Genomic DNA, 19,653 nt, shown 5'->3' with positions numbered 1-19,653 from the left:
CGGGCGCCCTCGGCACCGACTCCCTCGCCTCCCTTTCCCGGCCGTGCCGACCGCACAGCCGGGACTCGCGTCAGGGCAGCGACGGCATACAGGACTCCCGTACGAGTCGCCAGACCTCCTCGGGACTCTCCCGGGTGAGGGCTTCGGCGGCGACGGAGGCGCAGGTCTCACGGCTGAGACGGCGGATACGGGCGCGGACCTCGTCGAGCGCGGCGGGGGCCACGGAGAGGCTGTCGCAGCCGAGTCCGATGAGCAGAGGGGTGACGAGCGGGTGCGCGGCGGCGTCACCGCAGACGGAGACCTGACGGTGGTGGCGGTGGGCGGCGGTGACGACCCGGGCGATGGAGTGCAGTACGGCGGGGTGTCCGGCCATGGCCGGTCCGGCGGCGGGGTCGCGCCGGTCGATGCCGAGGATCTGGCTGGTGAGGTCGTTGCTGCCGATGGAGAGGAAGGCCGCCTCACGGGCGAGTTCATCGGCGGCGGCGACGGCTTCCGTCAGTTCGACCATGATGCCCAGCGGGGGTGCGTCGACACCCAGTTCGGCGGCGGCGCCGTCGAGAAGGGCACGGCAGGCGCGCAGTTCGCCGACGCTCGCGACCATGGGGATCATGATGCGCAGGCCGGTGTCGGCTCCGGCGCCGAGCAGACTGCGGAACTGGTCGGCGAAGGCGTCGGGCCGGGCCAGCATCAGCGGCAGGCCACGGCCGAGCCGCTCGCCCTCGCGGCGGCCCCTGGCGAGGAACGGCGGCAGCTTGTCGTCGGCGAAGTCGAGCGTCCGGGCGGTGACGGTCTGCCCGTGGAGGGCGCGAAGGACGGGGACGAGGGCCGCCGCGTGCTGGTTGCGGGTGGGCCAGGCGGCATGGTTGAGGAAGGGCAGCTCGGTACGGAGCAGGCCGACGCCGTCGGCGCCCGCGGTCAGGGCTGCCCGGGCCTCGGCCTGCGTGGCCGCGTTGGCCCGCAGAACGATGTCGTGCCCGTCGAGTGTCCGGGCCGGCAGATGGCGCTCTTTCGCGAGTGCGAGCGCCCGGGTCCTGGCGGCGTCCATGGCATCGCGGGCCGTGACGCGTTCGTCGTCGCCGGGATGGACGACGGCGGTGGCCCGGTCGGTGTCGAGGAGGATCTCCTGCCCGTCGGGCCGGTCGAGCAGCCCCGGGTCGACGGCGAGCAGCAGCGGGATGCCCTGGGAGCGGGCGACGATCGCGGCATGGGAGTTCGGGCCGCCGGTGACGGAGACGGCTCCAGTCACCGTCCGGCCGGGTTCCAGCAGATCGGCGGCACCGATCTCATGGGCGACCAGGACGAGGGGACGGTCGGGGGCCGGGCCGCTGTCTCCGTACAGATACGCCACGACACGGCGGCCGACCTGGCGGACGTCGGCCGCACGGTCGGCGAGCGTCGGGTCGTCCAGGGCGGCGATGGTTCCGGCGTAGGCGTCGATGGCCCCCCGGACGGCGACCGCCACCGGGCTGCCGCCGAGTGCTCGCTCGACGGCCTGGTCGCGTAGATCCGGATCCTGGGCGATATAGCCGTTGACCTCCATGATGTCGGCCTGTTCGTCCTTGCCCTGTTCGCGCAGGGAGGCGGAGAGGTCGAGCAGGCGTGCGGCAACCGCGTCGAAGGCGCCGGTTATCTGCTCCGAGGGGTCGCCGCCGGTGCGCTGGGGCAGGGGACCGCGGGTGGTGGGGCGGTCGGTGCGGCACAGGAAGCCCAGGGCCGTGCCGGAGGCGGCGGTGCGCCCTTCATAGGTGCGGCGGCCGGTCATCGGGCCTCCGCCGTCTGCGCCGGGGCGCGGAAGGCACCCGGGGCGCGGAAGGCACCACGGGTGGGATGGTCCCTGTGCCGGTCCACGGCGACGGCGATGGCCTGCGCCCGTACGGGGGCGAGGTCGAGGTCAAGGTCCATGGGGTCTCCGTTCAAAGCTTGCGCGGCGGATTCACGGCGGATTCACGGCGGATTCACGCAGCGGGTTCACGAGGGGGTGAGCAGGGGTGGGCCCCGTCCAGGGCCATGAGCAGGGCCATGAGCAGGGCCATGAGCAGGGGGCCGGGCGGCGCAGGAGATGAGCCGGGGGCGGGGGCCGGATCCGGAGGTGTACGGTCCGCCGAGAGCCGGCTGAGGCTCCGGAGATGCCCGGCCCGGTCCTCCGTGACAACCGCCCCGCCCCCGGCCCGGTTCAGACGCCCCAGCGCAGGGCGGGGGTGTTCACGGGCGCGTCCCACAGGGACAGCATCTCGGCATCGGCCCTGCACACCGTGATGGAGACACCTGCCATGTCCAGGCTGGTCACATAGTTCCCCACGAGGTTGCGGGCGATGGCCACGCCCTTGTCCGCCAGTGCGGCGGCCACCTCGTTGAAGACCACGTACAACTCGATGAGCGGGGTGCCGCCCAGACCGTTGACCATGACGATGGTCTCGTCCCCGGCGGCCGGCGGCTGGTCTTCGAGGATGGCGTCCAGCGCCGTGGCCACGATCTCCTTCGCGGTGCGCAGCTTCTCCCTGCGGCGGCCGGGCTCGCCGTGGATACCGACGCCGACCTCCATCTCGTCCTCGGGCAGCTCGAATCCGGGCTTGCCGGAGGCGGGGGTGGTACACGCGGTCAGGGCCACGGCGAAGGACCGGGAGGAGGCGTTGACGCGCTTGCCCATCTCCGCGACGGCCGCGAGGTCCGCACCCTGCTCGGCGAGGGCCCCGGCGATCTTCTCGACGAAGACGGTGGCCCCGGTGCCCCGGCGGCCCGCGGTGTAGGTGGAGTCCTGGACGGCGACGTCGTCGTCGACCAGGACGGTCTCCACCGCGATGCCTTCCTCGGCGGCGAGTTCGGCGCCCATCCGGAAGTTGAGGACGTCACCTGTGTAGTTCTTCACGATGAACACCACGCCCGCGCCGCCGTCGACGCTCCGGGCCGCGGACAGCATCTGGCCGGGTACGGGAGAGGTGAACACCTCTCCGGGGCAGGCCGCGTCCAGCATGCCCGGTCCCACGAAACCGCCGTGCAGGGGCTCGTGCCCGGAACCACCCCCGGAGACGAGGGCCACCTTGCCGCCGCGGTTGCCGCCCGCGCGGGCGATCACCTTGTTCTCCGTATCGACCGTCAGCTCCGGGTGAGCGGCGGCGATACCGGCCAGGGCATCGCCCAGGACCGTCTCGGGAGCGTTGATGAGCTTCTTCACGACAGGGCTCCTTCGGCCTTGGCGGTCTCGGCCGCCGGGTTCTCGGCCGCGCTCGCGCGAGCCGGCCTTCGGTGGGCGTTGAGGGCGGTGTAGAGCAGGCCGGCGGCGATCGCGCCGACGACCTCGGCGGACACATAGACCGGCAGCTGGTCCCAGTGGACCGTGCCGTCGAACAGCTCGCCGGTGATCATGGGGCCGAGTGTTCTGGCGGGGTTGATCGACGCCGAGGTCGCGGGCGCCACCGGAATGATGATCGCGAAGACGGCGAGGCCGATGGCCAGGCCCGCGAAGCCTCCGGCCGCACGCCGGTCGATGGCTCCGAACACGACGAACACGAGGATGAACGTGCCGACCGCCTCGGCGAAGAAGGCCTGGCCGGCCTGGACACCGGCGCCGTAGGCGGCGATACCGAGACCGACGTCGACCGCCTTCTTCCCCAGTACGCCGACGATCGCCAGCGCGCCCAGCACCGCTCCGGCCACCTGGGCCGCGAGATATCCGGGGACGTCCCGCCAGGGCATCTTCCCGGTGACGGCCAGCGCCAGGGTGACGGCCGGGTTGATCTGGCAGCCGGAGATATGGCCGATCGCGTAGACCATCGCGACGACCGCGGTGGCGAACGCCAGGGAGATCATTCCCAGTTGCGCCATGGTGAACGGCGCGTCACCGCCGACGATGAGCGTCGCGGGGACCGAGCCGACGCCGATGAACACCAGTACCGCGGTGCCCAGCGTCTCGGCGAGAAGCTTCTGTGAGTAGGTGTTCTCTTCCATAGTCGGGCGCCCGTGCCGCGTCGCACGGGCGCCTCACCTCCTCCGCGTGAGCGGGTTTGTGAAGGGAGGGGGCCGCCAGGTGGTCGGGGTCGGGCAACCTGGCGGCCGGCTCGGGGGAACCGGAAGGCCATCGACATCCCGGCGGGCTGTTCCTTGTTGTTCATCATCAATGAACAGCGTTCCGAAAAATTAAGTCCGTGTTTCACGCCTGTCAAGAGGTTCGGCGACCGCGCCGGGAAGTGGGCAGCAGAAAGCCCCCGGCGGCGCGCCGGGGGCTCGGTCAGCGGAGCAGGACAACGGTCGCCGTCCGCCGCAGGGGAGTGTCAGAGATTTTCGGATGTTCTGTATTGATGAACAGAGTTCTGAGATTTAAGGTAATCGTTCATGCGTACATCTGCGGGCACCGCCCTGGTGTCCCACAGCGCCGGGAGTGCGCCGGAGGGTCCCGGGTGAGCCGGTGGGGGCGCCGGGCGCCACCGGTCCCTTCGGCGCGGTGACACCCCGGACGGCCGGTCAGACCCGTTCGATGATCGTGACGTTCGCCTGACCGCCCCCCTCGCACATGGTCTGGAGCCCGAACCGGCCCCCCGTGCGCTCCAGCTCATGGAGCAGCGTGGTCATCAGCCGGACGCCCGTCGCGCCCAGCGGATGGCCGAGCGCGATCGCCCCGCCATTCACATTGACCCGGTCAGGGTCGGCGCCCGTCTCCTTCAGCCAGGCGAGTACCACCGGCGCGAACGCCTCGTTGATCTCGACCAGATCGATCTCGGCGAGCGACATGCCCGTCTTCTTCAGGGCGTACGCCGTCGCCGGGATGGGCGCGGAGAGCATACGGATCGGGTCCTCGCCCCGGACGGAGAGATGGTGGATCCGGGCGCGCGGGGTGAGCCCGTGTTCCCGTACGGCGCGGTCGCTCGCGATCAGCATGGCCGCGGCGCCGTCCGAGACCTGTGAGGAGCAGGCGGCGGTGATCGTGCCGCCTTCCACCACCGGGTTCAGTCCGGCCATCTTCTCCAGGGTGGTGTCCCGGCGCGGTCCCTCGTCGGCCACGACGTCCCCGTACGCCACCGTCTCGCGCGCGAAGCGGCCCTCGTCGGCCGCGCGGACGGCGCGCTCGTGCGAGCGGAGCGCGAACTCCTCCTGGTCGCGGCGGGTGATGCCCCACTTGGCGGCGATCAGTTCGGCGCCGTGGAACTGGTTGACCGGCGCGTCGCCGTACCGGGCCCGCCAGCCCTCGCTGCCCGCGAAGGGGCCCTCGGTCAGCCCCAGCGGATCGGCGGCCTGCCGGGAGGCGAAGGCGATGGGGATCATGGACATGTTCTGGGTGCCGCCCGCGACGACGAGGTCCTGGGTGCCGGAGAGCACGGCCTGCGCGGCGAAGTGGACCGCCTGCTGCGACGATCCGCACTGGCGGTCGATCGTCACGCCCGGCACCTCCTCGGGCAGTCCGGCGGCGAGCCAGGCCGTACGGGCGATGTCGCCCGCCTGAGGGCCCACCGTGTCCAGGCACCCGAAGACGACGTCCTCCACCGCGGCCGGGTCGGCTCCGGAGCGTTCGACGAGCGCGGTCAGAACATGCGCTCCCAGGTCGGCGGGGTGGGCGCCGGCGAGGCCGCCCCTGCGCCGGCCCACCGGGGTGCGTACCGCTTCGACAATAAAGGCCTCGCCCATGTCAACTCCTAGGTGGGTGATGTGCGTACGGCGATCCCGTCCAGCACCATCGAGAGGTACTGGCGGGCGATCTCCTCGGGACTGTGCTGTCCGCCCGGCCGGTACCAGGACGCGGCGACCCACACGGTGTCGCGGACGAACCGGTAGGTCAGACGGATGTCGAGGTCGTCCCGGAAGGCTCCGTCGGCGACCCCCCGCTCCAGCGTCCCGAGCCATGCCTTCTCGAACTTCTGCTGGGACTCGGTCAGATAGTGGAAGCGGGGCTGCGCGGCGAGGTGCCGGGACTCCTTCTGGTAGATCGCGACGGCGGCGCGGTGACGGTCGATCTCCCGGAACGACTCGGTGACAAGGGCCTCGATGGTCTCCCGGGAGCCGAGACCGGCGGCGAGTACGGCGTCGTAACCGCGCCACAGCTCGTCCAGGAAGCCGGAGAGGATCTCGTCGAGCATCGACTCCTTGGAGTCGAAGTGGTAGTAGAGGCTTCCGGCGAGCATGCCCGCCTCGTCCGCGATCCTGCGGACGGTGGTGGCGTTGTACCCCTGGGCGGCGAACACCTCGGCAGCGAGGCGGAGCAGCTCGCGACGGCGCTCGGGCGAGGCGGTCACCTGGGTCTTCTTCTTGTTCGGCACGCTCTCATTGTCCGCTCACGCGCGCTGGCTGCTGACGGAGACGACCTCGCCGGTGAGATACGAGGAGTAGTCGCTGGCCAGGAACACGATGGTGTTGGCGATCTCCCACGGCTCGGCGTACCTCCCGAACGCCTCTCTCGCGGTCAGTTCTTCGAGGAGCTCGGCCGAGGTGACCGTCACCAGATGCGGGTGCATGGCGAGGCTGGGTGCCACCGCGTTGACCCGTACCCCGTACGCGGCGGCCTCGACGGCCGCGCAGCGGGTGAGCGCCATGACCCCGGCCTTGGCGGCGGCGTAGTGGGCCTGCCCGGCCTGGGCGCGCCAGCCCACGACCGAGGAGTTGTTGACCACCACTCCCCGGCGCCCGGTGTCGCGGAAGGAGCGCAGGGCGGCACGGGTGCAGCGGAACGTGCCGTTCAGGGTGACGTCGAGCACACTGTCCCACTGTTCGTCGCTCATGTCGACGAGCGCGGCGGTGCCGCCGAGTCCGGCGTTGTTGACGACGATGTCGAGACCGCCGTGCTCCTCTGCCGTACGCGCGAACAGGGCCCTGACCTGCGCCTCGTCGGTGACATCACAGGGCTGCGCGGCGACGGCGTCCGATCCGAACTCCCCGGCTAGCGCGGCCTCGGTCTCCCGCAGCCGGCGAGCGTGGGTGTCGCTGACGACGATCCGCGCGCCCTCCTCCAGGAATCTGCGCGCGGTCGCGCCGCCGATCCCGGCGCCGGCCGCGGCGGTGATCACCGCGGTGCGGCCCCGGAGGAGTCCGTGACCGGGGACGTAGTCCGGTGCGTTCCCCGCCCTGTGGTTCTCCGCCCTTTTGTTCATCACAGGGGCACGTTAACCTACCAAACACTTGTTAGGGAAGGATGGGCGTACCCATGGATCTGCACCACTCCTCCGGCGAGGAGACCTTCCGGGCCGAGGCCCGCGACTGGCTCGCCGCACATGTGCCCCGTACGCCGCTGCCGTCCCTGGAGACCGGGGAGGGCTTCGCCGCGCACCGGGCGTGGGAGGCGGAGCTGTACGCGGACGGCTGGTCCGCCGTCTCCTGGCCGGGGCGGTACGGGGGCAGGGACGCGGACATCTTCCGCTGGCTGGTCTTCGAGGAGGAGTACTGGGCGGCGGGCGCGCCCGGCCGGGTCTCGCAGAACGGCATCAGCCTGCTGGCGCCCACCCTCTTCGACCACGGCACCGAGGAGCAGCGGGAGCGCGTACTGCCGCCGATGGCGAGCGGCGAGGTCATCTGGGCGCAGGCGTGGTCGGAGCCCGAGGCGGGCTCCGATCTGGCGTCGCTGCGCTCACGCGCGGAGCGGACGGACGGCGGCTGGCTGCTGACCGGGCAGAAGACCTGGTCGTCCCGGGCGGCGTTCGCGGACCGGGCGTTCGGGATCTTCCGTACCGACCCCGGCGCGCCGAAGCCGCACCAGGGTCTGACGTATCTGATGTTCGACCTGTCGGCGCCGGGGGTGACGGTACGGCCCGTCGGCCGGCTCGACGGCAAGCCCGCCTTCGCCGAACTCTTCCTGGACGGCGTCTTCGTGCCCGACGAGGACGTCATCGGCGAGCCGGGCCGCGGCTGGCGGATCGCGATGTCCACGACCGGGAACGAGCGGGGGCTGACCCTGCGCTCCCCCGGCCGTTTCCTCGCGGCGGCCGACCGTCTCGTACGGCAGTGGAGGGCGGGCGGCTCCGAACCCGGGCCCCGGGACAGAGTCGCGGACGCGGTCATCGGGGCGAGGGCGTATCAGCTGTTCACCGCCGCCGGGGCGGCACGGTTCGCGGCGGGCGGGAGCATCGGCGCGGAGTCGAGCCTCAACAAGGTCTTCTGGTCGGAGTACGACATCGCGCTGCACGAGACGGCGCTCGATCTGCTGGGCGAGGAGAGCGAACTCGGCGACACCCCGTGGGCCGAGGGGTATGTCTTCGCCCTCGCGGGTCCGATCTACGCCGGTACGAACGAGATCCAGCGCGACATCATCGCCGAGCGCCTGCTCGGCCTGCCGAAGGGGCGCCGCTGATGCGTTTTCTCCTCACGGACGAGCAGGAGGCGTTCGCTCGCTCCCTGGACGCCATGCTGTCCGCCTCGGACACCCCGGCGGTGGCCCGCGCCTGGGCGGCGGGCGCCCCGGGCCCGGGGCGCGAGCTGTTCACGCGTCTCGGGGAGGCGGGCGTCTTCGCGCTCGCCGCACCGGAGTCGTACGAGGGTGTGGGACTGCTCACCGTAGAACTGACGGTCGCCTTCGTCGAGTTGGGCCGCCACGCGGTGCCGGGGCCGCTCGTGGAGACGGTCGCGGCCGCCGTACTGCTCGCCGGGCTCGCGGAGTCGGGCGACACGGCGGCGGCGAAGCGGCTGCTGCCCTCGCTGGCGGCGGGCGACACCCTGGCGACCCTCACCCTCCCGGGCGGGGGACGCTACGCACTGGACGCGGACGCGGCGGAGGCGGTGCTGGTGGTGGAAGGGGAGGGCTCGCCGGATGGGGGTACGGGTCCGGGGGCCGGGCCTGGAGGTACAGGTCCGGGGGCCGGGCCTGGAGGCACGGGTCCGGCAGAAGGACCGGGCGATACGGGTCCGGAGGCCGGACCGGATCCCGGAGGCGCCCCGGATGAGACGGGCGGGCCGGTCCCGGGCGTCGGGGCCGGTGGGCCGGGCCCGACGGGCTCGGGAGACGGGCCGGACGGCCCCGGAGGCGATTCGCCCGTCGGAGCGCGGACGCTGCTGCGGCTGGCGCCGGGCCACGGGACGCCGAGGGTCTCGGCCGATCCCGTACGCCGGATCGCCCTACCCGCGCCCGGCGGCGAGATCCTCGCCGAGGGCCCTCACCTCGAACGGGCCGCCATCGCGGCCGGACGGGTGGCCCGGCTCGCCACCGCGGCGCAGTCGCTCGGCACCGGGCTCGCGCTGCTCGACCGGACGGTGGCGTACGCCCGCCAGCGCAGCCAGTTCGGGGCACCGATCGGCGCCTTCCAGGCCGTCAAGCACCGGCTGGCCGACACCCTGCTCGGGCTGGAGTTCGCCCGGCCGCTGCTGTACGGGGCGGCCGTGACCATGGACCCCGTGGACATCGCCGCCGCGAAGGCCGCCACCGGCGAGGCCGCGTACGCCGCCGCCCGTACGGCCCTCCAACTGCACGGGGCCGTCGGCTACACCGAGGAACTGGACCTCGCCCTCTGGCTGCGCAAGGCCCGCCCTCTGCGGGACGCCTGGGGCACCCCGGCCGTCTGCCGGTCCGCGGTACTGGACGGCACCCAATGAGCCGGTCTCCGGTACCGGACGGAACACCGGGCGGGACACCGGCCCGTCGGGACCGGCACCTCGGAGCACCGGCAGAGACCGCCACGGACACTGGGCCGCCGACGTAATCAGACACCGCGACCAGGGGAAACACCGGCGTGGCCGACCACGGCCGCCGGGCACCCGCCCGGCACTTCGGACCACCGGCGAGCACCGGCACGGACGGGCCGCCGACGTGACCGGCCACCGCGGCCAGGGGAAGCACCGGCCGCTCAGGCCACGGCGCCCCCGGTCCGCCGCCGGCCCCGCCCGGCGCGCCCCTCAGCGCCGCCGGCGGGTGATCGCCGGTGCGCCCGGGTGCCAGGAGCGGATGGCCAGCCGGTCGCCCTCGACCCGGACGCGTACCACCTCGTCCACGTCGGCCCGGAAGAGGTGGAACGGCTCGGGCGGCCGGACCTGCCCCGTGTACCGGGCGATCAGCGCGGAATCGGTCACCTCCGTGGCGCGCCCGGTGATCCGTACATCGCCGCCGTCCATGTCGTCCCCGGGCCCCGGGTTCCCGTACAGGGAGAAGCGCGGATCACGCCGCAGGTCCTTCGCCTTCAGCGAGTCCGGCATCATCCCGAGGAGCACCTCTCCGTCCTGGAAGGTGATCTCCAGACCGGTCAGCCGGGGCGAACCGTCCTTGCGGAGGGTGGCGAGCACATGATGCCGGTACGCGCCGAACCGGGCCTCGGCCTCGCGGGCGAACTCCGGCTCCGCCTTCCGGAAGTCCGACCAGGGGGAACGCGCGGACGGCAGGAGGGATGTCTCGTTCGTCATGGACTCAGCAGACCACCGAATCCCGACACCTTCTGTCGGGATTCACATCGGCACCGGAACGTGCTGTGCTGGTGGACAGGGGCAGGGCCGCCACCGTGGCGGCGGGGAGGCCCGGCTCCACCGGCCGAGGAGCATCCTCATGACGATCTTTATGCACGCCACACTGCCGGGCATCAGCACCGCGCAGTACGACACGCTCAACGACGAACTCCGGAATCTGCCCGGGGACACCTTCGCCGGCTGTCTGGCCCATGTCTGTGTGCCGTCGGGCGGGGGCATCGAGGTCTTCGACCTCTGGGAGTCGGAGGAGGCCATGGACAAGTTCGGCACGGTGATGATGCCGGTCGCCGAGCGCCTGGGTCTCCCCATGGCGCCCGACCGTCCGCAGGTCACCGAGGTCTACAACCACTGGCTGCCCGGCAAGGAGTGACGCCTCAGCGGACGATGCCCTGCGCCCGCGCCGCCGCCAGCCAGTGCGGGAACTCGCCGACGAGCCGGTTGTACAACTCGGCGTCGGAGACCTGGCGGGGGTCGAGACCCGCGTGGAAGAAGCCGGTGTTGTCGACCGGGCGTTTGGCGGGCACCGCGAGTTCGTCGAGCCTGCGGAGGAAGTCGAACTGCTTGCTGTGGGTGTTGCCGAAGCCTATGAACTGCCAGAACAGCGGCAGTTTGGCCGCCTTGCAGACATAGCGCTCGGCCGCGAGCCTGTTGATGGGACCGCCGTCCGTCTGGAAGACGACCAGCGCGGGGGCGGTCGAGCCGCTGTCCAGATAATGGTCGATCACGGCGTCCATCGCCAGGTGATAGCTGGTCTTGCCCATGTGCCCGAGGCCGGCGACGATCCGGTCGACCCGGCCGTGGTGGTCCTCCAGAGCGATGTCCGTGACCGCGTCGACATCGGTGGAGAAGAAGACGGTCGGCACCCGGCCGTCGTCGTCGAGATGGGCCGACAGCCCCAGCACCCGGTCGGCCAGTGCCTGCACACTGCCGTCCTTGTAGTAGTCCCGCATCGAACCGGAGTAGTCGAGCACCAGATACACCGCGGCACGCCCGCCCCCGAGGCCGTGCCTGTCGAGGGAGGTACCCGCCGACTTGTAGAGGCTGACCAGCGCGGGCGCCGTCTCCTCGACCTTGCGAAGACTGATGGCCGGTCCCCCGGCGGTGGGCCGTACGGCCATGTTCGCGGCTCCGTTCCGTGCGCCGCCGGGCGGTGCGGGTGATGCCCGCGCCGCCCGGCGACAGGTCGACTGAACTCCCGGGACGGCGCCCGGTGTGCCCCGAGATTACGTCATGTGTACGACACCGGCCGCGGGATCGCCGTTCCACCCGCCGCCCCGACTCCCGCTGGTATCAACGGAAAACCAACGGAACACCAACTGAAAACGCCGGATCCGGTCAGAACGGCAGGTGAGGGACGCCCGGAGCGGCCACCGCCGCGACGGGCACGGCACAACGGTGGGAGCGAGTCCGTGGCAGGGGGTTCGTGGCGGGGTTCGGTCGCGGCGGCTCGGTGACACGAGACCGGTGATACGACACCGGCGGCGGCAGATCGGTGGCGGTGAAATACGGGCACCGGGCAGAGCACATGGCGCGGCGCCCACCCGGGGTCCGGTCGGGGACAGGGCAGGCGCCGCGTTAGTTCCGTACGCCGTTGTACGGGACGACTGGAGGAGCCGTACGGGCCGGGGCGGACCGTACGGACTCCGGGATCAGACCGTGAGGGCCCGGTCGGTCGGGCGGATCGGGGCAGGCAGATCGCTCGCCCCGGTCAGATAGCGGTCGACACCGCGCGCCGCCGAGCGGCCCTCGGCGATCGCCCACACGATGAGCGACTGGCCACGGCCCGCGTCACCGGCGACGTACACACCGTCGACATTGGTCGCGTAGTCCGCGTCCCTGGCGATGTTACCGCGGGCGTCGAGCTCCAGACCGAACTGCCGGACCAGGCCGTTCTCCTGGTCGGTGCCGGTGAAACCCATCGCGAGGGTGACGAGCTGCGCCGGGATCCGGCGCTCGGTGCCGGGCCTCTGCTCCGGCTTGCCGTCCGTGAACTCCACCTCCACCAGGTGGAGCGCCTGGACATCGCCGTTCTCGTCGCCCTCGAAGTGCGTGGTGGACACCGAGTAGACGCGCTCGCCGCCCTCCTCATGGGCCGATGTGACCTTGTAGAGCATCGGGAACGTCGGCCAGGGCTGGCCGGAGCTGCGGTCCTCGCCCGGCCGGGGCATGATCTCCAGCTGGGTGACGGAGGCCGCGCCCTGGCGGTGGGCGGTGCCCACACAGTCCGCGCCGGTGTCGCCGCCGCCGATGACGACGACGTGCTTGCCCTCGGCGGTGATGGGCGGGGCGACGAAGTCACCCTCCTGCACCTTGTTGGCGAGCGGCAGATAGTCCATCGCGAAGTGGATGCCGTTCAGCTCACGGCCGGGGACGGGCAGATCGCGGGAGACGGTCGCCCCGGCGGCGACGACCACCGCGTCATAGCGCCGGCGCAGCTTGGCCGCGTCGATGTCACGGCCGATCTCCACCTCCGTACGGAACTTGGTGCCCTCCGCGCGCATCTGCTCGATACGGCGGTTGATGTGCACCTTCTCCATCTTGAACTCGGGGATGCCGTACCGCAGCAGCCCGCCGATGCGGTCGGCCCGCTCGTAGACGGCGACGGTGTGACCGGCCCGGGTCAGCTGCTGGGCGGCGGCGAGACCGGCCGGACCCGAGCCGATGACGGCGACGGTCTTGCCGGACAGCCGCTCCGGGGGCTGCGGGGTGACGTCGCCGGTCTCCCACGCCTTGTCGATGATGGAGACCTCGACGTTCTTGATGGTGACGGCGGGCTGGTTGATGCCCAGCACACAGGCCGACTCACAGGGCGCGGGGCACAGCCGCCCGGTGAACTCGGGGAAGTTGTTGGTGGCGTGCAGCCGCTCGGAGGCGGCGGCCCAGTCCTCGCGGTAGGCGTAGTCGTTCCACTCGGGGATCAGATTCCCGAGCGGACAGCCGTTGTGGCAGAAGGGGATGCCGCAGTCCATGCACCGGCCGGCCTGCTTGCTGATGATCGGCAGCAGGGAGCCGGGGACGTAGACCTCGTTCCAGTCCTTGACGCGCTCGGCCACGGGACGGGTCGGGGCGACCTCGCGTCCGGTGGTCAGAAAGCCCTTGGGGTCAGCCATTGGTCGCCGCCTCCATCATCTTCTCGGTGGTCTCCTGCTCGGAGAGACCGGCGAGCTCAGCGGCGTCCTTGGCGGCGAGCACTGCCTTGTACGTGGTCGGGATGATCTTGCTGAACCGGTCCGCGTTCACCGGCCAGTCGGCGAGGAGGGTCCGGGCGACGGTGGAGCCCGTCTCCTCCTGGTGGCGGCGCACGACATCGTGCAGCCACTGCTTGTCGGCGTCGGTCAGCGCCTCGATCGCGCCCAGGTTGCCCGGGTTGACGTTGTCCCGGTCCAGGTCGACGACGTAGGCGATGCCACCGGACATACCGGCCGCGAAGTTGCGCCCGGTCTCGCCGAGCACCACCGCGTGGCCGCCGGTCATGTACTCGCAGCCGTGGTCGCCCACGCCCTCCGAGACGACGGTGGCCCCGGAGTTGCGGACGCAGAACCGCTCGCCGGTGCGCCCGCGCAGGAACAGCTCACCGCCGGTGGCCCCGTACGCGATGGTGTTGCCCGCGATGGTGGAGTACTCGGCGAGATGGTCGGCGCCCCGGTCGGGGCGGACGATCACCCGGCCGCCGGAGAGGCCCTTGCCGACGTAGTCGTTGGCGTCGCCCTCCAGCCGCAGGGTGATACCGCGCGGGACGAAGGCGCCGAAGGACTGGCCCGCCGAGCCGGTGAAGGTGATGTCGATGGTGTCGTCGGAGAGCCCCGCGCCGCCGAACCTCCGGGTGACCTCGTGGCCGAGCATGGTGCCCACGGTCCGGTTGATGTTGCGGATGGCGACCTGGGCGCGCACCGGCTGGGCTGCCTCGGCGGAGCCGGCGTTCAGCGCGTCGGCGGCAAGCTTGATCAGCTCGTTGTCGAGCGCCTTCTCCAGCCCGTGGTCCTGCTCGACCAGGGCGTGGCGGACCGCGCCGTCGGGCAGTTCCGGCACATGGAAGAGCGGGGCGAGATCGAGGCCCTGGGCCTTGAAGTGGTCGACGGCCCGTTCGGTGTCGAGGAGTTCGGCGTGGCCGACGGCCTCCTCCACCGTACGGAAACCGAGTTCGGCCAGCAGTTCGCGGACCTCTTCGGCGATGAACTCGAAGTAGTTGACGACGTACTCCGCCTTGCCGGAGAAGCGTTCGCGCAGCACCGGGTTCTGGGTGGCGATGCCGACCGGGCAGGTGTCCAGATGGCAGACGCGCATCATCACACAGCCGGAGACGACCAGCGGAGCGGTCGCGAAACCGAACTCCTCGGCGCCCAGCAGCGCGGCGATGACCACATCGCGGCCGGTCTTGAGCTGGCCGTCGGTCTGGACGACGATCCGGTCGCGCAGCCCGTTGAGCAGCAGGGTCTGCTGGGTCTCGGCAAGACCCAGCTCCCAGGGGCCGCCCGCGTGCTTCAGCGAGGTGAGCGGGGAGGCTCCGGTGCCTCCGTCGTGGCCGGAGATCAGGACGACGTCGGCGTGCGCCTTGGAGACGCCGGCGGCGACCGTGCCGACTCCGACCTCGGAGACCAGCTTGACGTGGATCCGGGCGGCGGGGTTGGCGTTCTTGAGGTCGTGGATCAGCTGGGCCAGATCCTCGATGGAGTAGATGTCGTGGTGCGGCGGCGGGGAGATCAGCCCCACGCCCGGGGTGGAGTGCCGGGTCCTGGCGACCCACGGGTAGACCTTGGGGCCGGGCAGCTGGCCGCCCTCGCCGGGCTTGGCGCCCTGGGCCATCTTGATCTGGATGTCGTCCGCGTTGACCAGGTACTCGCTGGTCACCCCGAAGCGGCCGGAGGCGACCTGCTTGATGCTGGAGCGGCGCTCGGGGTCGTACAGCCGCTCCGGGTCCTCGCCGCCCTCGCCGGTGTTGGACTTGCCGCCCAGCCGGTTCATGGCGATGGCGAGGGTCTCGTGCGCCTCGCGGGAGATGGACCCGTACGACATCGCGCCGGTCGAGAACCGCTTGACGATCTCGGAGACGGGCTCGACCTCGTCCAGCGGCACGGGCTGCCGGTCGCCGGTGAAGCCGAAGAGGCCCCGGAGCGTCATCAGGCGCTCCGACTGCTCGTTCACCCGGTCCGTGTACTGCTTGAAGATGTCGTACCGGCGGTTGCGGGTGGAGTGCTGGAGCCGGAAGACCGTGTCCGGGTCGAAGAGGTGCGGCTCGCCCTCACGGCGCCACTGGTACTCGCCGCCGATCTCCAGCGCGCGGTGCGCCGAGGGGACGCCCGAGGCGGGGTACGCCCTGGCGTGCCGGGCGGCGACCTCGTCGGCGACGACGGACAGACCCGCGCCGCCGATCTTGCTCGCGGTGCCGTTGAAGTACTTCTCGACGAAGGACTCGTCCAGCCCGATGGCCTCGAAGACCTGGGCGCCACGGTAGGAGGCCACGGTCGAGATGCCCATCTTGGACATGACCTTCAGCACGCCCTTGCCGAGGGCGTGGATGAGGTTGCGGATGGCCCGCTCGGGCTCGATGCCCTCGATGAAGGTCCCGGCACGGACCAGGTCCTCCACGGACTCCATCGCCAGATACGGGTTGACGGCCGCCGCGCCGTAGCCGATGAGCAGCGCGACATGGTGCACCTCGCGCACATCGCCCGCCTCGACGAGCAGCCCCACCTGGGTGCGCTGCTTGGTGCGGATGAGGTGGTGGTGCACGGCCGAGGTGAGCAGCAGCGACGGGATCGGCGCGTGCTCGGCGTCGGAGTGCCGGTCGGAGAGCACGACCAGCCGGGCACCGTCCTCGATGGCGGTGTCGACCTCGGCGCAGACGGCCTCGATCCGGTCGGCGAGCGCCTCGCCCCCGCCGCCGACGCGGTAGAGGCCGGAGAGCGTCGCGGCCTTCATCCCGGGCATGTCGCCGTCGGCGTTGATGTGGATGAGCTTGGCCAGCTCGTCGTTGTCGATCACCGGGAAGGGGAGGGTGACACTGCGGCAGGAGGCCGCGGTCGGCTCCAGGAGGTTGCCCGCGGGGCCGAGCGAGGAGTGCAGCGAGGTGACCAGTTCCTCGCGGATGGCGTCCAGCGGCGGGTTGGTGACCTGCGCGAACAGCTGGGTGAAGTAGTCGAAGAGCAGCCGGGGACGCTCGGAGAGCGCCGCGATCGGGGAGTCCGTGCCCATGGAGCCGAGCGGTTCGCCGCCGGTCCTCGCCATGGGGGCGAGGATGATGCGCAGCTCCTCCTCGGTGTAGCCGAAGGTCTGCTGACGGCGGGTGACGGAGGCGTGGGTGTGCACGATGTGCTCGCGCCCGGGCAGGTCCTCCAGCTCGATGATCCCCGCGTCGAGCCAGTCCCCGTAGGGGTGCTCGGCGGCGAGCGTGGACTTGATCTCGTCGTCCTCGATGATGCGGTGCTCGGCGGTGTCGACGAGGAACATCCGGCCGGGCTGGAGCCGGCCCTTGCGGACGACCTTGGAGGGGTCGATGTCGAGGACGCCGACCTCGGAGGAGAGGACGACCAGTCCGTCGTCGGTGACCCAGTAGCGGCCGGGCCGCAGTCCGTTGCGGTCGAGGACCGCGCCGACCTGGGTGCCGTCGGTGAAGGTGACACAGGCGGGGCCGTCCCAGGGCTCCATCATCGTGGAGTGGTACTGGTAGAAGGCGCGCAGGGCCGGGTCCATGGAGGCGTGGTTCTCCCAGGCCTCGGGGACCATCATCAGCACGGAGTGCGGCAGCGAGCGGCCGCCGAGGTGGAGCAGCTCCAGGACCTCGTCGAAGGAGGCGGAGTCGGAGGCGTCCGGGGTGCAGACCGGGAAGATCCGGTCCAGCTCCTCCGGGCCGAAGAGGCCGGTGACCAGCTGCGACTCACGGGCGCGCATCCAGTTGCGGTTGCCCTTGACCGTATTGATCTCGCCGTTGTGCGCGACGAAGCGGTACGGGTGGGCCAGCGGCCAGCTCGGGAAGGTGTTCGTCGAGAACCGCGAGTGCACGAGCGCGACGGCGGTGGCGCAGCGCCGGTCGGAGAGGTCGGGGAAGAAGGGCTCCAGCTGGCCGGTGGTCAGCATGCCCTTGTAGACGATGGTGCGCGCGGACAGCGACGGGAAGTAGACGCCCGCCTCGCGCTCGGCGCGCTTGCGCAGGACGAAGGCCTTGCGGTCCAGGGCGAGGCCCTTGCCGGCGCCGTCGCTCACGAAGAGCTGCCGGAAGACCGGCATGGTCGCGCGGGCGCCGTTGCCGAGCAGATCGGGGGTGACGGGAACCTCGCGCCAGCCGAGGACCGTGAGTCCTTCCTCGCCCGCGATCGTCTCGATACGTGAGACGGCGTCCGCGGTGCCGTCCTCGGGCAGAAAGGCGATGCCGACGGCGTACGCCCCGGCCTCGGGCAGCTCGCATCCGCTGACCTCGCGCAGAAACGCGTCGGGTACCTGGAGCAGGATCCCGGCGCCGTCCCCCGAGTCGGGCTCCGAGCCGGTGGCACCGCGGTGTTCGAGGTTCCGCAGTACCGTCAGCGCCTGTTCGACCAGCTCATGGCTGGCAACACCGGTGAGGGTGGCCACAAACCCGACACCGCAGGCGTCGTGTTCGTTACGGGGGTCGTACATCCCCTGAGGGGCGGGGCGACCGTCCATGGGCGACCAGGCGTCGGAACGCATCGGCTCTCCCGTCGTCGTCGTGGCATGTGTGGTGCCGAGGGACGACGTTGGCCCTCTGCGGAGAAATTTCGTGCAGGTTACATGATGGATTGACTCTCGAAAAGTGGATAACTCATTCCAACATGCGGACACTGTGGTGGCTCGGTCGAGGGCGCTGCGCCGGACAGATCGGCATCCACAGGACTCAGGGGGCGGAGCGGGCTTCATTGCCCGCGGCGCCCTCGGCTCATGCCCCGTGACGAAGGATTCAAAACCGCCGTGTTACCGGACCGCCGTCACGAACACCCCCCACAGTGTCTCACCCCACCCGAAATCCGCCCCCGAGCCGCCCGGGCCCACAAGCCGGCCTCACCGGCGTTTTGAGGCGCAGACCCGAAAAATCAGCCTCACCGGCGCTTGAGGCGCGGGTCCGGGGCGGAGCCGCCGCACGACTGAGGCGCCGACCCGAAAGACCAGCCTCGCCGACGTTTGAGGCGCGGGTCCGGGGCTCGGGGCCACAAGGCAGGCCCGGCCGCCAAAAGTCAGCCCCGTCGGCGATTGAGGCGCAACCACAACCGAACCACCCCATGACCGAGGCACGGACCCCTATCCCAGCCCCGCCGGCGATTGAGGCGCCGGGTTCGGGGCGGAGCCCCGACAGGCAACCCGCACCCACCCAGCCCAAACACCCCGCAACCCGCCCTGTCGACAATCGAGACCCGCCAAAAACCAGCCCCGCCGGCGATTGAGGCGCCGGGCTCGGGGCGGAGCCCCGACAAGCAACCCGCACCCTCCCACCACACGCGCCCCGCAACCCCGCACCCACCCACCACACGCGCCCCGCAACCCCGCACCCCTCAGACCGCCGCTCCGATCAGCATCCCCAGCCCATACGTCACCGCCGCCGCCACCCCGCCCAGCACCAGCTGCCTCAGCCCGCTGAACCACCAGCTCCGGGCCGTCACCCGCGCCACCACCGCACCGCACGCGAAGAGCCCGATCAGCGCGAGCAGCACCGCGGGCCACAGGGCGCTCGCGCCGAGCAGATACGGGAGCACCGGCAGCAGGGCCCCCACCCCGAACGCCGCGAACGACGACACCGCCGCGACCACCGGGGACGGCAGATCGTCCGGGGAGATCCCCAGCTCCTCGCGGGCGTGGATCTCCAGCGCCTGCTCCGGATCCCGGGAGAGCTGCGCCGCGACCTCACGCGCCAGCGCGGGCTCCACGCCCCGGGCCCGGTACAGCGCCGCCAGCTCCTCCATCTCGTCCACGGGGTGCTTCCGCAGCTCCCGCCGCTCCACGTCCAGCTCCGCCTGCACCAGCTCTCGCTGCGAGGCGACCGAGGTGTACTCCCCCGCGGCCATGGAGAACGCGCCCGCCGCGAGTCCGGCGAGCCCCGTGATCACGATCGTCTGCTGGGACACCGATCCGCCCGCGACACCGGTCATCAGGGCCAGGTTGGAGACCAGCCCGTCCATCGCGCCGAAGACCGCCGGCCGCAGCCAGCCGCCGTTGACGTCACGGTGTGTGTGGTTGTCCCGGTGCGCCTCGTGAAGGGTCGCCCCGGTATCGATGATGGACACGGCTCTCCTCTTGCCCGGCGGCGGAACCTCGCGCTCCGCCACCTTTCGAACAGCTTCGAACATA

At 71.4% G+C, this 19,653-nt stretch carries 15 protein-coding genes; 3 read left to right on the top strand and 12 right to left on the bottom strand.

The features are described from left to right. Positions 1-70 precede the first annotated feature (70 nt). The 7 genes from ACIBCM_RS02915 to ACIBCM_RS02885 all read right to left on the bottom strand — a co-directional run bounded on the left by ACIBCM_RS02915 (position 71) and on the right by ACIBCM_RS02885 (position 7,073). Positions 71-1,762 (bottom strand): putative PEP-binding protein, encoded by a 1,692-nt coding sequence (locus tag ACIBCM_RS02915; protein WP_399239431.1) that lies wholly within the window; start codon positions 1,760-1,762, stop codon positions 71-73. Then, complete coding sequence (locus ACIBCM_RS02910) at positions 1,759-1,902, bottom strand: hypothetical protein (RefSeq protein ID WP_399239429.1); 144 nt, start codon at positions 1,900-1,902, stop codon at positions 1,759-1,761. Before ACIBCM_RS02910 ends, ACIBCM_RS02915 begins: the two co-directional genes overlap by 4 nt. A gap of 271 nt (positions 1,903-2,173) precedes the next feature. Next, positions 2,174-3,172 (bottom strand): dihydroxyacetone kinase subunit DhaK, encoded by a 999-nt coding sequence (dhaK, locus tag ACIBCM_RS02905; protein WP_399239427.1) that lies wholly within the window; start codon positions 3,170-3,172, stop codon positions 2,174-2,176. Continuing rightward, positions 3,169-3,945, bottom strand: a complete 777-nt coding sequence (locus ACIBCM_RS02900) for an MIP/aquaporin family protein (RefSeq protein ID WP_399239425.1) — start codon at positions 3,943-3,945, stop codon at positions 3,169-3,171. Before ACIBCM_RS02900 ends, dhaK begins: the two co-directional genes overlap by 4 nt. 513 nt (positions 3,946-4,458) lie before the next feature. Further along, complete coding sequence (locus ACIBCM_RS02895) at positions 4,459-5,616, bottom strand: acetyl-CoA C-acetyltransferase (RefSeq protein ID WP_399239423.1); 1,158 nt, start codon at positions 5,614-5,616, stop codon at positions 4,459-4,461. 8 nt (positions 5,617-5,624) lie between these two features. Next, entirely contained in the window at positions 5,625-6,245 is a 621-nt protein-coding gene (locus tag ACIBCM_RS02890) for a TetR/AcrR family transcriptional regulator (RefSeq protein ID WP_399239421.1), read from the bottom strand. 15 nt (positions 6,246-6,260) lie between these two features. Further along, positions 6,261-7,073: an SDR family oxidoreductase gene (locus ACIBCM_RS02885; RefSeq protein ID WP_399239835.1), complete on the bottom strand. Its 813-nt coding sequence runs from the start codon at positions 7,071-7,073 to the stop codon at positions 6,261-6,263. A gap of 53 nt (positions 7,074-7,126) precedes the next feature. Between ACIBCM_RS02885 and ACIBCM_RS02880 the strand changes: the two genes are divergently transcribed. Together ACIBCM_RS02880 and ACIBCM_RS02875 are read left to right on the top strand one after the other, a co-directional pair. Beyond that, positions 7,127-8,266, top strand: coding sequence for an acyl-CoA dehydrogenase family protein (locus ACIBCM_RS02880; RefSeq protein WP_399239419.1), 1,140 nt, complete (start codon positions 7,127-7,129; stop codon positions 8,264-8,266). Further along, positions 8,266-9,501: an acyl-CoA dehydrogenase family protein gene (locus ACIBCM_RS02875; RefSeq protein WP_399239417.1), complete on the top strand. Its 1,236-nt coding sequence runs from the start codon at positions 8,266-8,268 to the stop codon at positions 9,499-9,501. Before ACIBCM_RS02880 ends, ACIBCM_RS02875 begins: the two co-directional genes overlap by 1 nt. 300 nt (positions 9,502-9,801) lie before the next feature. Here ACIBCM_RS02875 and ACIBCM_RS02870 read toward each other — a convergent pair whose 3' ends face one another. Then, positions 9,802-10,302, bottom strand: coding sequence for a pyridoxamine 5'-phosphate oxidase family protein (locus ACIBCM_RS02870; protein ID WP_399239415.1), 501 nt, complete (start codon positions 10,300-10,302; stop codon positions 9,802-9,804). Positions 10,303-10,441: 139 nt separating this feature from the next. Here ACIBCM_RS02870 and ACIBCM_RS02865 point away from each other — a divergent pair, with 139 nt between their 5' ends. Next, positions 10,442-10,732, top strand: a complete 291-nt coding sequence (locus ACIBCM_RS02865; RefSeq protein ID WP_399239413.1) for a hypothetical protein — start codon at positions 10,442-10,444, stop codon at positions 10,730-10,732. A gap of 4 nt (positions 10,733-10,736) precedes the next feature. On the opposite strand, the gene ACIBCM_RS02860 is transcribed toward ACIBCM_RS02865, so the two are convergent. From ACIBCM_RS02860 to ACIBCM_RS02845, 4 genes are all read right to left on the bottom strand, one after another. Further along, a complete protein-coding gene (locus ACIBCM_RS02860) occupies positions 10,737-11,480 on the bottom strand; it encodes a vWA domain-containing protein (RefSeq protein ID WP_399239411.1) in 744 nt (247 codons plus the stop codon). 531 nt (positions 11,481-12,011) lie between these two features. After that, positions 12,012-13,472, bottom strand: coding sequence for a glutamate synthase subunit beta (locus ACIBCM_RS02855; protein ID WP_399239409.1), 1,461 nt, complete (start codon positions 13,470-13,472; stop codon positions 12,012-12,014). Further along, positions 13,465-18,024, bottom strand: coding sequence for a glutamate synthase large subunit (gene gltB / locus ACIBCM_RS02850; RefSeq protein WP_399239407.1), 4,560 nt, complete (start codon positions 18,022-18,024; stop codon positions 13,465-13,467). Before gltB ends, ACIBCM_RS02855 begins: the two co-directional genes overlap by 8 nt. An 836-nt stretch (positions 18,025-18,860) precedes the next feature. Continuing rightward, positions 18,861-19,589 (bottom strand): VIT1/CCC1 transporter family protein, encoded by a 729-nt coding sequence (locus ACIBCM_RS02845; RefSeq protein ID WP_399239405.1) that lies wholly within the window; start codon positions 19,587-19,589, stop codon positions 18,861-18,863. Positions 19,590-19,653 lie beyond the last annotated feature (64 nt).

Origin of the sequence: Streptomyces sp. NPDC051018, from assembly GCF_044456085.1 — a bacterium.
Classification (GTDB): Bacteria; Actinomycetota; Actinomycetes; order Streptomycetales; family Streptomycetaceae; genus Streptomyces.
The sequence above is the reverse complement of the archived record's forward strand: the minus strand, read 5'-3'. Positions and strand labels throughout refer to the sequence as shown.

Coding starts and splice junctions, on each gene's coding strand:
- ACIBCM_RS02880 (WP_399239419.1), top strand. CDS start 7,127: ATGGATCTGCACCACTCCTCCGGCGAGGAGACCTTCCGGGCCGAGGCC.
- ACIBCM_RS02855 (WP_399239409.1), bottom strand. CDS start 13,472: ATGGCTGACCCCAAGGGCTTTCTGACCACCGGACGCGAGGTCGCCCCG.
- ACIBCM_RS02915 (WP_399239431.1), bottom strand. CDS start 1,762: ATGACCGGCCGCCGCACCTATGAAGGGCGCACCGCCGCCTCCGGCACG.
- ACIBCM_RS02885 (WP_399239835.1), bottom strand. CDS start 7,073: ATGAACAAAAGGGCGGAGAACCACAGGGCGGGGAACGCACCGGACTAC.
- ACIBCM_RS02865 (WP_399239413.1), top strand. CDS start 10,442: ATGACGATCTTTATGCACGCCACACTGCCGGGCATCAGCACCGCGCAG.
- ACIBCM_RS02900 (WP_399239425.1), bottom strand. CDS start 3,945: ATGGAAGAGAACACCTACTCACAGAAGCTTCTCGCCGAGACGCTGGGC.
- ACIBCM_RS02860 (WP_399239411.1), bottom strand. CDS start 11,480: ATGGCCGTACGGCCCACCGCCGGGGGACCGGCCATCAGTCTTCGCAAG.
- gltB (WP_399239407.1), bottom strand. CDS start 18,024: ATGCGTTCCGACGCCTGGTCGCCCATGGACGGTCGCCCCGCCCCTCAG.
- ACIBCM_RS02895 (WP_399239423.1), bottom strand. CDS start 5,616: ATGGGCGAGGCCTTTATTGTCGAAGCGGTACGCACCCCGGTGGGCCGG.
- ACIBCM_RS02910 (WP_399239429.1), bottom strand. CDS start 1,902: ATGGACCTTGACCTCGACCTCGCCCCCGTACGGGCGCAGGCCATCGCC.
- ACIBCM_RS02870 (WP_399239415.1), bottom strand. CDS start 10,302: ATGACGAACGAGACATCCCTCCTGCCGTCCGCGCGTTCCCCCTGGTCG.
- ACIBCM_RS02875 (WP_399239417.1), top strand. CDS start 8,266: ATGCGTTTTCTCCTCACGGACGAGCAGGAGGCGTTCGCTCGCTCCCTG.